The sequence below is a fragment of the Leyella lascolaii genome, from assembly GCF_900079775.1.
Lineage (GTDB): Bacteria > Bacteroidota > Bacteroidia > Bacteroidales > Bacteroidaceae > Prevotella > Prevotella lascolaii.
The window spans coordinates 528,458-545,440 of record NZ_LT556050.1; the positions used below are offsets into that span (position 1 = coordinate 528,458).

Here is a 16,983-nt window from a genome sequence, read left to right on the forward strand (position 1 = left end):
AACACAGATATGAGGAAAACACTGTTAACACTGGCACTGTCACTGTGTCTGCTGGGCGCAGGCGCGCAGACAAGAGTCAGGACATATAGTCCGAAGCTGTCAGCCTCCACACTGAGGCTTACAGAGAAACGCGGCACGCAGGACGGTGTCGCGGCGGATGCTGTGGCAAACCTCTTCATAAGGCTACGCGAGAACGCCGACAAGGAACGCCTGAGCAGGGTCTACGGTGTGAGGTTCAACGTGGGCTGCGGAGATGTCTACACGGCTGTAGTTCCTGTCAGTAGAATAGTGGCTCTGGCTGACGACAACGACGTCGAGGAGATTGACGCCGGACAGGAGGTGCGCACCATGATGGACAATGTGCGGACACTAACCAATGTGGACGCCGTGCACTCCGCCACAGGCATTGACACAGCGTATAAAGGCAACGGTGTTCTGGTCGGAATAATCGACGCGGGGTTTGACTTCAGACATCCAAACTTCAGAGACAGCAACGGAAAAAGCCGCATACGGGCTGTATGGGACCAGAATAACTTCATGCAGACCAACAGCAGCTACGGCTACGGCAAGGAATATCTCACTGGCGAAGAACTGGCTTCTGTGTCGAGAGACATGGAACTCACCGGCGACACTCACGGAACCCATGTGGCAGGAATAGCCACAGGCAGCTACGACGGACCCTATCTCGGAGTGGCGCCTGAGGCAGACATCGTGCTCGTGTCCACCAACAAGACCGAGCAGGGAATAATTGACGGACTGGACTGGCTGCTGAAATATGCGGAGAAGGCGCAGAAGCCAATCTCCATCAATCTGAGCATAGGCACCGTGCTTGGCTTCAAGGACGGCACGGATGCGTTCACTGTTCTGACAGACAACCTCATGAAGGGACAGAAAGGAAAGATTCTCTCCATCGCCGCCGGCAACGAAGGACACAGGCGTTCCACCCTTAAAGGGACACTGGACAAGGACAACCAGGTGATGAAAAGCTTCTGGATTCTGCCCTCATACAACCGTGACAACCTGTTCGTAGAGGGTGTGGCAGGTTCGGAATATACTCTCACGCTGTCGCTGAAAGACAAGAACACGGACGAGACTTATTTCACCAAGACATTCGAAAGCGGCAAACGGCAATCCTACCGCATTGACGACTTCGGCACGCAGAGCACCGACAACGGGAGCATGAGCGTATATGTGTCGGCGAATCCAGCCAACGGCAATCCATATTTCAGCGTGAACATGGTATATGGCATGCCGGAGAACGAGACATGGGAGATTGTCCTCAAGTCTGAGAACGGAAGATACATGATAAACAGCGACCACGGCGAATTCGGCTCATCCGGGCGTGAAGGATATACCGAAGGCACAAACGCATGCACCATAGCCGCCACAGCCACCGGGTTCAACTCCGTGGCAGTAGGGGCATATGTGTCCAAAACGTCATATAACGACTTATCAGGAAACACCCACGAGAAACCATGGACACAGGGTGACATATATCCTCTGTCGGGCAAAGGTCCGACCTTCGACGGACGCATAAAGCCCGACGTCACAGCACCGGGAGCCGCCGTCGTGTCGTCGTTCAACTCATACGCAAGCGGCTACTATGTGAAAGACGCCGACAAGGTGGCGACCGTGAAAGACCCGCTCTACAACCGTACCTACACATGGGGCACGGCAAGCGGCACGTCAATGGCGACACCTGTGCTGACGGGCATCATAGCCTTATGGCTGGAGGCAGACCCTTCGCTCACCTATGAGGACGTGATGAATACCATAAAGGAAACGTCCATGCATGACAGATTCACCGGCGACGTGCCCGACGGCATCTTCGGACAAGGAAAGATTGACGCTCTTGCCGGACTGAAACACATCCTGCAAATGTCATCCATAAGTCATGCCGACGCGGAAAAGCCTTCATACAGCTATGCCGACGGCATTCTGCACCTGACCACAACAGACAGGATAGACAGAATAGAGGTTTACAGGACAGACGGCACAAAAGTCGTCTCGCAAAACGGCAATGCGAATGAGATAAGGCTGCCGCTCAAGTCTGGTGGCATATACATAGTGAAAGTGATGCACGGATCTGCGGTAGAGACAATGAAACTCGTTATTTAACCGTGCGGTTTTCTCACATACCTATAAATTCCAGACCGGTCATCAGGACACATACCGAACTTCTTCTATAACACAAACTTCACTCAGGTGTGACGTCCGATGACCGTGTCTGGGTTTATCATTCCTGCTAATATACATACAGTTTGGACACATTTCCGTTCAGATTCACAAGAATAAGACCTCTTCCATCATATTTCATATGAAAATGGTCTGACGTTATCTTTCCCCTTCGCAGTTCGATGCCGTCAGGCGAATATATAGCGAAGCTGTCTCCAACATCAGTTCCGGTAAAGACAAGCCTACCGTTCTTATACACGACACTGGCCTTTCTGTATTCCGGCTTATCCACAGCCGTAGACGGGAAAAACTCATAAGCTCCCATATCTACACACTCTCCGCTTATGCGCAGGTTTCCGCGAAGATCATACCTTTCCTCAACGAAAGAGTCATTGCCGTTGTCCACACATATGGAACCTTCCGTCAACATGTATGACGAGCCGGTTATGTCACTCCATAAAGCCTCATCATATGAACAGCCCGACATTGAAGAACATGCCTCAAAGGCAGGTGTCACGTCACGGTTGAGCACAACATGACCACTGTCGTCACCGTCGCCGAACTTACGGCTGTCGCTTTCCACCGCCGAATTGACCGACTTCACGCTTCCGCCTCCGTCAATATCAGCATTTTGCCCGTAACTTTCATATGTGCCATGTCCCATGTTGTTCCATGCAATACAGTTATACAAGTTGACGGCAGATGTGCTGTTGCCTGTCCCCAACGCACCGCCGTAAGAAGCCGCCTTATTGTTTGAGAACGTGCAGTTGACAAGCTCTGCCGTCGCTCCGCCTCCTGTCTGTACAGCTCCCCCGTTACCGGATGAGGTGTTGTTTATAAAAAGGGAGTTGTCCACGTGTATCTTTCCAACGTGGCAATGCAAAGCCCCGCCGTTCTTTCCGTTCTTTGTACGGTTGTTTCTGAATATACATTTGCTCACTCTCGCACCGTTGGTGAGTATCGCGCCGCCACCGTTGCCGTTGCCGTTGGCATTATCATGATTGACACCATTCTGTATTATAAGTCCGTCAAGAACGGTATTCACCTCAGACTCAAGGGCTGAGTTCCTCAACGGCGATATCTTTCTTCCACCGTCAATCACGGTCTGGTGCTCATTCCAGTCGCGCTCTTCCAATGCCGTTTCCGTTCCGTCAAAACCTCCGTATATGCGCAGCTTGTCCACATTTAGGGTTTGGTCAAGGACATATGTCCCTTCTTTCATCCACACATCGACAGCTGTAGCATACATCCCGGCAAGCTCTCCCGCACGCTCAATGGTAGTGGCTCTATCCCATGACGCCCCGTCACAGGCATTGTCACCGTCAACAGCGACGCGTATCACAGGCGATGTCACAGAAGGCTCTCCGTTGTCATACTCATAACATCCGATGTCTATCTGCCTTCCGGACAGACGTCTCCACATGTCCAGATCGTATTCCAGACCTGACGTGAGAGCCGCGTTTCCTGCGTCAACACATAAGGATTGCTCCGAAAGAGCATAAGAGTATGCGCCCCATTCTCCGTATGTCATGTCCGCACCGGCGTATCCGGTTACCGGAGAAGGATTCTGCAAGTCCGGTGTATTGTTGTCTGACAGCATGATATGGTTGACGTCATCTCCGTCCGCGAACTTTCTGCTGTCGCTCTCTATCGCAGAATTCATCGACACGATTTTTCCTCCTCCGTCCTTGTTTGTGTTCTGTCCGTAACTGCTTGGACTGCCGTCCCCACCGGTGTTGTGCCATGCAAGGGTGTTGTATATATTGATGTTGGAAGCGTCATTGCCCGTGCCGAACGCACCTCCCGGACCGGACGACGTATTGTTGACCAACGTACAGTTTATTATCTTTGCCGTCACACCGCCGCCCACCTGCACAGCTCCGCCGTTGCCGGTAGACGAGTTGTTCACAAAAAGACTGTTTTCTATCGTCACTGTTCCCATGTGGCAGTGCAGAGCAGCACCGTTTTTCCCGTCTGCCGTACGGTTGTTTCTGAATATGCAGTTTCTCACTTTCGCCCCATTGGCAAGTATCGCTCCTCCTCCGTTGCCGCTGCCGTTATCGGCTGAACCGCTTATGCCGTTCTGCACAATGATGCCGTCGAGCACTGTGCGCACTGTCCTGTCCAGTCCGAAGTTGCGCAACGGTGACACTGTTCCTCCACCGTCTATTACCGTAGGGTTAGCCTTCCAGTCGCGTTCTGACAACAGTCTTTCAGTTCCGTCGAACCCTCCGTATATTGCTACATCGTCTATATTGACAGAAGCCTCCACATCATATGTCCCTTGCTTCATCCATATCTGTGCCGACGGAAACTGAGAAGCTGTCTCCACGGCATGCTGCAATGTGGTGGCATTCTCCCATGCGTCTCCGGCACAGGTCGGGTCACCGTCGGCGGAAACACGTATGATATGGTCGGCATACTGGCGGTAAGCCTCGCCAAACCATTCTATGGCTTTTTGCTTGAGTCTCCCGGCGGTCTCCGGGTTTGATGTTGCGAGATTTACAGTTTCGTTGAAGTCATTCTTCATGTCGTAGAGTTCCACGCTGCTTCCGTCTGCATTCACGAGCAGTTTCCAGTCGCCTTCTCTTACAGCGATGTGCGGGCTGACTCTGTCCTTCTTCGTTTTTCCGAACTCCCAGAACAAAGGTGACTCACGCACCGCCTGCTCCTTGCCGAGCAGCGTAGTGCTCATGTCAACTCCGTCAAGCCTATATTCCGACGGCAAATCTGCTCCGACGATTGCGCACAGCGACGGGAAGAGATCCACCGCGCACAATACCGATTGCCCGTTCACCTGTCCCGGCTCTATGACTCCCGGCCACCGGATGATGAAAGGCATCCTTATTCCACCCTCATAGAGCGTGCCCTTCTGTCCGCGGAGTGAGTTTGTGCGGTGTCCGTCAAACGCTGGTGCCGGTCCGTTGTCACTTGTGAATATAACGATGGTGTTGTCGTCGATGCCCAAATCTTTAAGTCCCTGCATCAGACGTCCTATCTGATTGTCAAGCTCTTTAAGCACAATGGAGAACGACTCGGCTGATTCCCTCTGGCTTGCCTCATCGTTTTCATAAACCCAAGGCGTGTGCACATCGTCCGGCCAAAGGTTGACAAAGCATGGTTTTCCCTTGTTCCGCGACAGGAAATCGAGTGTCTTGTCAACAAAGTATGCCGTGCGGTTCCATCGTTTCACCTCGTCAGTAGGAGCCCATATCCAGTTGGACGAAGTCAGCTTAGGGTCTGGGTCTGGACTTTCCCATGTGGATGAGTATTCGTCGAAGCCATAACGGGTTATTGACGGAGCGTTTTTCACATCCCTGCCTCCTCCCATGTGCCATTTGCCGAAATGTCCGGTGGCATAACCTCCGGCTTTCAGCGCCCTTGCCATAGAAGGGGCTGAAGGGTCAAGAAAATCGTTCTGTTCGTTTGCCGCATTTCCTGCCCTGTCCTGAAGGAATGTGGTGATGCCCCAACGTGTGGGATACATTCCCGTGGTCAAGCCCGTGCGCGACGGCGAACTTATAGGACACGACGTATAAAACTGCGTGAACCTTATGCCTTCCGCCGCCATTCGGTCGATGTTAGGCGTCTCAACATAGTCGCCTCCATAACACGACGGATCTGAATAACCCATATCGTCTACATTCACAATTATGATATTGGGCTTTTCCTGCGAAAAACCCGGCATGCCGCATGCAATTACCACCGGCAGCATAAGATTGCGTTTATCCATAAGAATCGAAAGGTTTAAAGTGATACATCAGCTTAGTTAAGGTATGACAAATATACGATAAATGTTTTTCCGACGCAACACGTCACTAAGACACAGACTTATTTTTCCGTTTATTTATCACTCATACACAAATAATAACAATAAAGCCGGATTCTTGTCCTAATTTTCTACGTATAGAATATGTCTGTTTATAAACATCAACGGACGGACACCCGTAATGGCGTCCGTCCGTTGTCGTCTTTCTGCAATATTTACGATGACATCACACTTCCGCGTCATCCATAGGATAGCGCACGCCCCACTCCATGCGCAGCGAGTCAAGCAGCCCCATCACGCGAAGAGTCTCGGAGTGTGGCATGTCCTCACACTCAAGTCTGCCGTGCTCAAGCGCGTCGATGCATGCCTGTACTTCATATTCATAACCGGTTATCTGAGGCGGACAGCTTACGGTGCGCACCAGCTTGTGGTCGGCAGAATAGATGTCGGCGCGCTGTGGATTGTTTATGTTGTCGACAATGAAATAGCCCTTGTCTCCGCACACAATGCCCTGCCGGTCGCCCGCGCAGAACACGTTGCACTGAAGTGCCGCCATCTTGCCGTCGGCATACTTGAACGTTATGCTGTCCTGAAAGTCCATGCCCTCATCCGACTTTATCACCGCTGAGGAAATCTCACTTATGTCCGTGCCGAACGCCATGAGGGCGAAGTTTATGTTATACAGACCTATGTCAAGCAGCGCCCCGCCAGCCAGTTCCGGTCTGCGTATGCGCTCCTTATGTGTAATGGGATAACTCAGATGTGCGGTCAGCGTCATCGGTGTGCCTATCGTGCCGTCGTTCACCATAGCGTTAATCGTTTTTGTGAATGGCATGTAACGGGTCCATATGGCTTCGGTGATGAATACCTTACGCTCGTGTGCCAGCCTCAGCAAAGCCTCTGCCTGTCGCAGGTTGGCTGTGAAGGCTTTCTCACACAGCACAGGCTTGCCGCGCTCTATGCACATGCGTGCATGCTCATAGTGGTGGGAATGAGGCGTGGCGATATACACCAGATCCACCTCCGGGTCGTCCAGCATTTCCTCGTACGAACCGTATGCCCGCTCCACATTATGATTTTCGGCAAACGCGCGCGCCTTCTCCAAAGACCTCGACGCCACGGCATACGCCACTGTATTCTCCATCTGCCCTGCCGTCCACGCCATCGCGCGGGCAATGGATCCCGCTCCCAGTATTCCTATTTTATATTTCTTCATATATCGTTTTTTATTAAATGTCTGAGCACAAAATTAATCATTACGCCGATTTCATACAAGTATTGATTGTCTCTGGCATTGTCGAACCGCGCAGACAATAACGTTTTTTATCATATTTCAGAGTATATTTCTCCATCACAGCACCAAAACCGGAACGCTTAAAAATTGGTAATAAGTGAAGCAAAATCGTCTGCAACACGAAATAATTATATAAATTTGCTTTCAGTAAGCATAACGATTATTGTTTGTAATAATTTTCCATAAAGGTAAAAACATTCTCGCTAACCGCCAAATTTACAGACATTTATAATTCGTTAAACCAACATTAAAATAACACTTCAACGCTTTAAAAACATAACATCTATGAAACCACTTCATTTACTATTAACTATCGGTATGATAGCGTGTACACACGCTTCGGCAGATGAAAACACCTTCTCGTACTCCATCCACCCCCTAGCCACACGTCAGAAGATTGAAGGATGGGTAGTAAGCCTCTGCTGGTAGGTATAGAGTTCAAGACATTGGAACCATTCAACGAACCGGCTTTGAACACATGGAGGGCGAATGGCGAGCAGGAGGGGTGCTACTTCAGCACCGCATCACAGGTAAACTTCCTGAAAGTGCTTTCCCCCATTTTGAAAGAGAGCGGACTCAACACCGTCATATCAAGTGCAGACGAGTCGTGGACGTCCCAAAGCGTAACGACACTCAAATACTACATTAATAATAATGCCATGGATATGGTAGGACAATGGAATACACACACCTATCAAGCCAACGACCACACGCGCAGTCAGACAGGCTCACTTGCCCGTGCCGCAGGCAAGCCGGTATGGATGAGCGAAGTAGGTGACGGAAGTTCCGGATTGGCAGGCAACCTTAAACTATGCCAGAAGTTCTTCGACGACATGCACTATATTCTGCCCTCGGCATGGCTCGACTGGCAGTATATAGAGGAAGACAACGACCAGTGGTGCACGGTGCAGGCAAGCTTCAGCAACGAGAACAGCGCAAAACGCGTGTCCAATTACTACGTGCGCCAACATGTAACGAAGTTCATACGTCAGGGCTACACAATGGTTACTGCGCTTTCCAACAAGGCATTGGCTGCTGTAAATCCGGAAAAAGACACCCTTATCATTGTGACACTCAACAATACCGACGACAGGGTACGCCATCAGATAAAGCTCCCCGATGTTCATGTGAACGGAGAAATCAAGGCATACCGCACAATGGAAAACTCATACATGCATGAAATAAGCAACAACTCTTCTCCCAACGAGGATGGGCTGGTAAAAGTCAGTCTGCCTGCACAGAGCATAATAACACTTATAATTCCCTACACTATGGAGACTCAGAGCCAGGACGCTGAGGACAATGGCACTTATCTGATAGTTCCACAAAGCAACTGCAACATGGCTCTCTCGGCACACGACGGCAATGTGACCATAGAGCCTGCCGACATGGAAGACCCGTTCCAGCAATGGACATTAAAGAAGCACGGCGACGAATACACATTGACAAACGCAGAGGGTCAGACCATAACGGACAGCGGCAGCTATGCCTTACAGACCGTCGGCAATGCTGTCGAAGGACAGACGTTTGCCATAGAACCGGTAGAGGATTTCTTCTACAAGATAATCAATGCTTCTGGCAATGCCTTCGATCTCGAAAGGTCCGGACTCACAGCCGGTACAGTGGTAGGTCTTGAGGAGTATGGCAACAGTGTGGGTGCAGACACGCGCAACTGGCAGTTAGTGCGTCTCAAAGACAAAATCGAAACCGGCATAAATACTGTAAACGCCTCCTCTGCAAAAGGTTCAGGACAATACTATGACATCCATGGCAGAAAACTCAACGGTCCCACACGCGGAATAAACATTTACATCTCTGATGGCAAGGCTGTGAAACGTATATAAAATAATAACAAAACCAATGAGCTCCTGCTTTGTTTGCAGGGGCTCATTATATATGACAACACTGTTTTTTATTTTGATATTGCACTCACCTTTCACTATCTTTTCATAAGACAGGAGGCGGCTCGGCAATGGAAAAATAAAAAAAACGACGCTTTTTTATTTTGCCATTACTCTCACCTTTCGCTATATTTGTGATAGTATGAAGTATTTTATTTGACTATCAACGAATTACATTCAACTCGCATGAGAACGGGCAACGGATAAGAAAATGCCGGACTGTTCAGAATCACTATATTCCTCATGCTTTCAAATAACTCTTTGTTTCGATGCAAAGATAGCATTTTTTCTGAGAATACCGGAGTTTTCCGGGTACAAATTCATGATGAACCAATGAAATAACCTGTATCGGACATGACAGTCATACCGAAGCCGAGTTCCCCTAACTCACAGGCAAAGGTACCCCGTGTCCTGCTCGTACAAGCAAGGTCAAGCCCTCCGGGTGTCGTGGAAAAATCATCCTCGCCCGGAGGGCTTGCGGTATTTTTCCCGCCAACCTTGCATGTACGGGACACGGCCTTTCATAGCCTGTAGTTACGGGAACTCCGGCCCCGAAAAGCCGGACTAACAAAAAAATATAATTGTCATGCTACAACAGGCAACAAAGGAAAAGTACGGTATCGAGACACTCAAAGAACGGAATGTTTCATACGACCATGAACATGGACTGACACAGAAAGATGTGGATATGGCCAACAATCATGTGCAGCTTATCGAGCGGACACGCTCTGAAGTCACACCGCAAATCGGCGACAGGCTGGTATATGTAACCGAACATGGGGATTATTACGGGAACGCTCTTATTGATGGCAAAAGTACAAAGGAAGGATACCTATCCATATGCGAACAGCCCTATGTTCCTTTCGTGTGGGAAGAAGGCGGGAGCATCCGTCTGAGTGTCAGCGGCGGAGCGTTCCACTCCGTAAATCCGAAGGACATGAAATTCCTGAAATGGACGGAAGGAGCGTTCAAGGACTGGGGACACTGCGGTGCATGCGCCAACGGTTCAGTGACGTTCATTGCCAAAGTGCCTTTATGGTTCTATGCCGAACCCAATTCCAGGTATGGAGATTTCACGACAGAGACCTACCGGAAGTTTTACCTGAACAAAAGGGATGAATCGGAAAGCGGCAACCTCTATCAAGGCTTTGACATCGCTTTCCGGGATGAAGCCGAGTTCTGGCAGTTCCTGAAGGACTACGAAGGAACGGTGTTCAAGGGAAATTGGGAAAATCAAATCGTGTTATGGTGTTTCCGTCGGGAATATGTGTTTCTACCTTCCGCCGAGTGGAAAACGGTTGATGCCCCTGCCGAAGAACGGAGGCTCAACTTCCACCCCGAACAGGTCAAGATAGTCAAGGACATGGAAAAGCACATCACGTACTTCTACCGAATCAAACCAGATAATTTCTAACACTTAAAATCCAACAGATATGCAAACGACAGTGACCAAGGCCGGTAACGCTCCCGACCTGCTTTCCGGTATCCTGAGCGTACAAGTGAGAAACGAGGACAAGATTACGGAACAAGACCGGCTCTATTGCCAGATGCAGCAAGAACTGCTTTACAAGACACTCGACCAGATTGACCGTTGGTACGCCGTCTTCAAGGAGGAGGCAGAACAGTATCAAGCCGAGCGCAAGTTCCATTACGAGGAGAACGGCAAGGTGTCCATGCGGGATTTCTATACTTACCATAACAACAGGGACGACTATTCTCACAACGAGTTCAAGCCGTTCGACCTGATCAATGACCTGGTGGATAAGAACCGCAACGCCAACGCGAACTTTGCGGGCCGCATCATTTCTTATTTCAACAGGACTTACAACGTGTCGGTCCCTGAATATAAAATAGACGAAAAGACCCTTCAGATGGGCTCCCGTCCTGTCTATGGGACATATGTAGATGTGGTTATCGAACACCTGGGTGGCAAGAGTTTCCGGGAAACGGCGGTGGAGGAACTTCTTGCCAGGGTTGCCAGAGTCGTCAAACCTTCCTGCTGGAGTAAAGTCAAGACGGAGCTGAAGAAGGACAGGATTGTATTTCCCGAAATCATCCGTTTCGACGATTATTACATACAATACAACAACAGGTGCAAAATCAGTTACAACTATGGCGGGGATTTGGAAAMCCTGTGCGCCGGCATCGCCTACGGTGCGGACGACATACTGAACGGGAATTCAAAGATGATCATCCGTTTCGATGACAACGATGTTTCCGTCACTGACTGGTACGACCTCACGACCACCAATGCCGAGCAGATCCGGTTCTACAAGAACGGACGCATCGATGTCCGGTTCAAGGACAGCGCGGCAGCTGGGAACTGCTTCAAACGTCTCCGGCTGGATGAAATCACTCAAAGAGAGAACTGACCATGAGAAGAATCCCACAACACCCCGTAAGCCGATCCTTGCGGGGTGTTTTCATTTTCAACGATAAACAGATAAAGCCATGTATGCCATCATCCCCCAACAGATCCCGCAAGGTATGCGTGCCGAGGTCAACGAAAAGATACTTTTCGCCATAGACTCCGGCAAGGACCTCATTCCGGCGGAGAGCATCTACAACTGCTACACCGGCATCGGAGGACTGCACAACCTCAAGCAGTCCGATTTTGCCAATTACCACGAGTACGCCGAAGCGAAGAAGGAATCCGAGATGGGACAGTTCTTCACCCCGCATGAAGTATGCCGGGACATGGCGGATATGCTTTCTCCCACCTCCTCGGAAATGATACTTGACATGTGCTGCGGCATGGGCAATTTCTTCAACCACCTGCCCAACCTGCATAACGCCTACGGCTTCGACATAGACGGCAAGGCCGTTTCCGTGGCACGATACCTCTATCCTGACGCGCATATCGAGAAATGCGACCTCCGGCAATACTATCCGGAACAACGCTTCGATATTGTCATCGGCAATCCTCCTTTCAACCAGAAGTTCGACTACAAACTGTCGCAGGAATACTATATGGACAAGGCTTATGATGTGCTTAATCCGGCAGGAATCCTGATGATAATCGTGCCTGGCTCTTTCATGCAGAGCGGATTCTGGGAAAAGACACGGATAGCCGGCATAAACAGTAATTTCTCCTTTGTCGGTCAGACGAAGCTGGCCCCGTCAGCCTTTGCTGCAACCGGAGTCCATGATTTCAATACGAAGATTATGGTATTTCTCCGTAAATCGGTCCACATCGGGATGCGGGCTTACAGCGCGGAGGAATTCATAACGGTGGAAGAATTGAAAAAACGCATCGGCGGGGCAAGGGCTATGAAACACCGGTTGCGTTTCGACCTGATGCGCGAGACCAACAGGATCGACAAGGAAGAGCTTGAACTGTTCGAGTACAGACTTGCCAAGTACATGTACGAGTTGAAGGTACACGCCAAGTTGAACAGGTATATCGGCAAGACGGAGGCTTTGGTCACGAAATTCCGCAACCAGAAACCGCCCGGGAACGCCACACGGGAACAGGTGAACCAATGGGAGAAGAACAAGCTGACCCCGAAGAAAGTGCTTGCTGTCATCCGCAGGTACATCACCTCGCAAAATACTGTACCTCGCAAGGAAGTGGCGTTGGTGAAGACCTCATACGGATTCAAACTGAAACAATATGCGCCGCGTCTGTTGGACAAAGTTCCGCACAAGGCGGCAAGTATCAACGACCTCGTGCTGGAGCGTGCCGAACTGCCCATGCCGGAAGTGCCGACAGAAAAGAACATGCGCCAAATCCGTGCGGCGGAGAAACTGATACGGCGCAAGCGGAGAGAGTATGAAATGCAGGACCGGCAGTTCCCGGAGATGGAGGAAGATGACAGGCTGAAAGAATACCTTGACCGCACGACCTTCATCAACAAGGACGGTGACGTATGTGAGTTCACCACGCTCCAGAAACACGACCTTAACCTTGTCCTGCAGAAACGCTATGCGCTGCTGAACTGGCAGCAAGGCTCGGGCAAGACGGCCGCCGTGTACCACCGCGCTAAGTACCTGCTCAAATACCGCAAGGTACGGAATGCCGTCATACTGGCTCCCGCCATCGCCACCAACATGACATGGATACCCTTCCTCTCAATGAACAGGGAACAGTTCCGTGTGGCAAGGTGCAATGCCGACCTGGAAACGGTGCCGGAAGGCGTGTTCCTCATCCTCTCCACCTCCATGCTCAGCAAGCTGAAACGGGGGCTGGCAAGGTTTGTCAAGCGCACCTCAAGAAAACTGTGCCTCGTTTTCGACGAGTCGGACGAGATAACCAACCCGTCGTCACAGCGGACAAGGCATATCCTCTGCCTCTTCCGCCGTCTCAGGTACAAGATACTCGACACCGGCACGACCACCCGCAACAATATCGCGGAACTGTACAGCCAGTTCGAACTGCTCTATAACAACTCCGTCAATATGATTTGTTGGAGCGGCCGGGTGTACCACGATAACAAGGACAAGGAGATAGAGGAAGACACAAATCCCCATTACGGCGAACCGTTCTCGGCTTTCAGGGGGCATGTGCTTTTCCGTGCCTGCCATTGTCCGGGAAAATCCACCGTCTTCGGCATTGAGAAACAGAACCAGGATGTCTATAACAAGGAGGAACTGGCAGAGCTTATCGGCAAGACCGTCATCACCCGCAAGTTCAGGGATTTCGCGGGCGAGAAATACAGGATACGGACACATACCGTCAGCCCGTCCGACGGCGAGCGTGAGGTTTACCGTGTCATCATCGAGGAGTTCTGCCGCATCTGCGAGCTGTATTACAACAGCACGGGTGACACGAAGAAGGATGCCGGTCTCCGGCTTATGCGCCAGATCAAGCTGCTCATCAAGGCCTGTTCCGTCCCCCACCTGATAGAGGGCTATTCCGGCGACGGAATTCCGAACAAGACAAAGTATATCGAAAGGCTGGTGCGGAAGATACCCGGCAAGGTGGCTGTCGGTTGCACGTCCATAGCCGCATTCGACCTTTACGAGAAGCGTCTCCGCGAATGTTTCCCGGAGCGTCCTGTATTCGTGGTCAAGGGAGACGTGGCGTTCAAGAAACGACAAAGCGTTGTGACGGAGTTCGATTCCACCGTCAACGGCATACTGGTCTGCACGCAGCAGAGCCTGAGCAGTTCGGTGAACATACCCACCTGCAACGACGTGATACTGGAATCCCTGCAATGGAACATCCCGAAGATGGAACAGTTCTATTTCCGATTTATCCGTCTTGACTCCAAAGAGCAGAAGGACGTGCATTATGTCACCTATAAGGATTCCGTGGAGCAGAACCTAATGGCGCTGGTACTTACGAAGGAACGGCTGAACGAGTTCATCAAGACGGGTGAGGTCAAGGAACAGTCCGAGATCTTCGAGGAGTTCGACGTCACCATGTCCGTCATCGAGAGCCTGCTGGTAAGGGAGTGCGACAGCGAAGGCAGGATACACATCAGCTGGGGAAGCCAGCGCATAATGAATTGAAAAAAGGGAAAACTAATGGGAAACCGCAGATTCCATTCCACAGGCAAAGGTAGCCCACCCCCTTACCGGCAGGGCAAGGTCAGGCCGCAGGCGGTTTTCGGGGAAATCATCCTCGCCGGGGGCTCCGGTATTTCCCCGAAAAACCCTGCGCTGCCGGGGTGCGGACCTTTTGGAGCCTGTGGAATGAAATCCCCGGTTCCAATCATTAACTGATAAATGAAGAATTATGGACTTGAATCAAGCGGAAGTGGCAGTGACCACGCAGCATCTCATAGACACAAGGCAGGAGAAGGACAACTGGTTGCAGATGTCTGACTTCGGCGACATGGGGGAATTCCTGTGCACCTGTTCCGAACTGTTCGCCGAAGAGGAGACACCGGAATACAGGTACATGAAATGGGAGGACATTCCGGACTCACTCATCAACATGGAATGGCTGTGCCCCAACTTTTTTGAGATACGGGAAGCGATGGAACAGCTGGAAGAACCCGACAAGGATTGTTTCTTCGACTGGTGTGACCGCTACGGGCATGACATAAGCACGGAAGATGCACACCTGCTGGTGGCGCATTACATCGAACTTTTCGGGAACACGGCCTATACCGGTGATGAGCCATGCCCGGACAGCGGGGATGACAGCCTGCCGTACTACCCGGGCATATCAAGCAATTACTTCGACACGGGCATTCCCCACTTCGAGGTATTCGATGACAATTACGATTAAAACATATACAGGATGGAAATCAACTTCAAAGGACCGGTAATGCCGGTTGACCCCTACTCGCAAATGGCGTTCGTGGAGATCCTGAACATTCTCCTGACGGCAAGGCACATCGTGGATGTGAACAGGTTCCTGATAAACAGGAATACCAATCCGCAATTCGGCTCGCTGTCAGGATATTTCAGGTGGTCGTTCTCCGGCAACCACTTCACGCTGTGGCAACGTATGGAATACAATTCCCCTGTCTGCTTCAGCCGGCGCATATTCAGCATCCATTTCGGGATACTGGCAAGCCGCAACAGGGAACGGAATAAAGACAGTCTGACACTAAACTGAACAGGATATGGACACCATAACGATAAGCAACAGGGAAATCGCGCTGATGGCTTTCGACAGGCTCCGCAAGGACGACAGGAAGGATTCCGCGCTGAAACTTGCCCGATGTATGCTGCATGGCACAAGTATATCCCTCGGCATAGGTGATATCGACTGGGAGATAGACAGGGCGATACAGCAGTGCGGAGGAGTGCCAAGAACAGGATACAGATACACGGCTTATTTCCACTTCAACCGGAATACGGAAATGGCAAAGGAAATATACGACAAGATCGTGAAGGAACTATATGGTTAGGAAACACACGGAGGCGGCTTGAAGGCCGCTTCTGTCATTTATAACGGTATGTACGGGAAAAGGAACCCTGCCGTACACAGGTAACAGAAATGGATGAACAGAAAACATTGACATTGGATTTCATCAAATCCCTGATGGAACCGGCCTATACGCTGGTATGGACGGACTATGATGACAATCTTGACAACCACCGCGGCCTGATTCAAAAATGCCTTGACAGCAAGAGCCGTGAGCATTTGTGGGAAGAGGCAGACGTGTGGTACAGCGATGCCGAATGGGAGGCTGTCCGTGGAATCATCGCGAAACTGAAAGAGGAATGTACCGTCTTTAATGACTTTGACGAAGAGGATGTGGATGACTTCTTCGATGAGCACGAAGATGAAATCCGTGACGAGATTTACAGCCGAAATGATTCGGATGTGATAAAGGAGCTGATAATGCATACGGACGACATCCCCATCCGGGTGGAGATGCTTTCCAACTATGACTGCATCAACTCCCACTGGTTTGAATCGCAGGGCGGTTACAGGTACGAGGAGTCCTATTTCGGGGACATGGTGGACAGCCTGAACCTCAATCCGGCGAGAGTAAAGAAAATCCTGACAAAGCACGGCTACAAGGCCTACGGGCGTTTCCCGAACCGTAAAAACCGGAACGGCAGGGAGCAGGTCTCATACGAACAGTTCTATGAGGAACTTATCAATTCCTGCTGCGGGGCAAACCTGCTGACCTATATAGGCAGGGTGAACCTGAAAGAACTGTATGAAGCCGGCTTTTCATTGGAAGAGGTCGTTATCCCCAAAGGCAACTGTTGCGGACTTTTCAGTTCAACATATGGCGGCGGAAGCCTGCTTGAAATGGAACTGAAGAAAGACGTAAGGCTGAAATTGGAAGTGAAAGACTATCACGGTTTCCGTTTCCGGCTGGATGACGAACGTTCCAAATATGAATGCTCCATCCGGCATGTGTACGGGGTGGATGACTCCTTTTTCGGTGAGAGGATAAGCCTTGTCGCCTCATAAAATCAAGTATCCACCA

Annotated in this window: 11 protein-coding genes; 9 read left to right on the forward strand and 2 right to left on the reverse strand. The window is 50.6% G+C overall.

All coding sequences use genetic code 11. From position 1 onward, the window contains the following. Window positions 1-9 precede the first annotated feature (9 nt). Complete coding sequence (locus tag BN4609_RS14655) at window positions 10-2,118, forward strand: S8 family peptidase (RefSeq protein ID WP_068857260.1); 2,109 nt, start codon at window positions 10-12, stop codon at window positions 2,116-2,118. A 127-nt stretch (window positions 2,119-2,245) separates the two neighbouring features. Here the strand turns inward: BN4609_RS14655 and BN4609_RS14660 are convergent, their stop codons facing one another. Beyond that, complete coding sequence (locus BN4609_RS14660) at window positions 2,246-5,908, reverse strand: sulfatase-like hydrolase/transferase (protein ID WP_068857261.1); 3,663 nt, start codon at window positions 5,906-5,908, stop codon at window positions 2,246-2,248. A 262-nt stretch (window positions 5,909-6,170) separates the two neighbouring features. Beyond that, the gene (locus BN4609_RS14665) at window positions 6,171-7,160 is read right to left on the reverse strand and encodes a Gfo/Idh/MocA family protein (protein ID WP_068857262.1); all 990 of its coding nucleotides are present in this window, start codon (window positions 7,158-7,160) and stop codon (window positions 6,171-6,173) included. Between the two features lie 482 nt (window positions 7,161-7,642). On the opposite strand from BN4609_RS14665, the gene BN4609_RS14670 reads away from it, so the two are divergent. From BN4609_RS14670 to BN4609_RS14705, 8 genes are all read left to right on the forward strand, one after another. Next, complete coding sequence (locus tag BN4609_RS14670) at window positions 7,643-9,082, forward strand: hypothetical protein (RefSeq protein ID WP_068857263.1); 1,440 nt, start codon at window positions 7,643-7,645, stop codon at window positions 9,080-9,082. Window positions 9,083-9,725: 643 nt separating this feature from the next. Next, window positions 9,726-10,553: a DUF4121 family protein gene (locus BN4609_RS14675; protein ID WP_005680497.1), complete on the forward strand. Its 828-nt coding sequence runs from the start codon at window positions 9,726-9,728 to the stop codon at window positions 10,551-10,553. 19 nt (window positions 10,554-10,572) lie between these two features. Beyond that, entirely contained in the window at window positions 10,573-11,511 is a 939-nt protein-coding gene (locus tag BN4609_RS14680) for a hypothetical protein (protein WP_068857264.1), read from the forward strand. Window positions 11,512-11,590: 79 nt separating this feature from the next. After that, complete coding sequence (locus BN4609_RS14685) at window positions 11,591-14,593, forward strand: N-6 DNA methylase (RefSeq protein ID WP_068857265.1); 3,003 nt, start codon at window positions 11,591-11,593, stop codon at window positions 14,591-14,593. A gap of 226 nt (window positions 14,594-14,819) precedes the next feature. Beyond that, window positions 14,820-15,317 carry a hypothetical protein gene (locus tag BN4609_RS14690; RefSeq protein ID WP_005680493.1) on the forward strand — a complete coding sequence of 166 codons (498 nt, stop codon included), beginning with the start codon at window positions 14,820-14,822 and terminating at the stop codon, window positions 15,315-15,317. Window positions 15,318-15,329: 12 nt separating this feature from the next. Beyond that, window positions 15,330-15,650, forward strand: coding sequence for a DUF8466 domain-containing protein (locus tag BN4609_RS14695; RefSeq protein WP_005680492.1), 321 nt, complete (start codon window positions 15,330-15,332; stop codon window positions 15,648-15,650). 7 nt (window positions 15,651-15,657) lie between these two features. Then, complete coding sequence (locus BN4609_RS14700; RefSeq protein ID WP_005680491.1) at window positions 15,658-15,945, forward strand: hypothetical protein; 288 nt, start codon at window positions 15,658-15,660, stop codon at window positions 15,943-15,945. Between the two features lie 89 nt (window positions 15,946-16,034). After that, window positions 16,035-16,967 carry a hypothetical protein gene (locus BN4609_RS14705; RefSeq protein WP_005680490.1) on the forward strand — a complete coding sequence of 311 codons (933 nt, stop codon included), beginning with the start codon at window positions 16,035-16,037 and terminating at the stop codon, window positions 16,965-16,967. The last annotated feature ends 16 nt before the right edge of the window (window positions 16,968-16,983 follow it).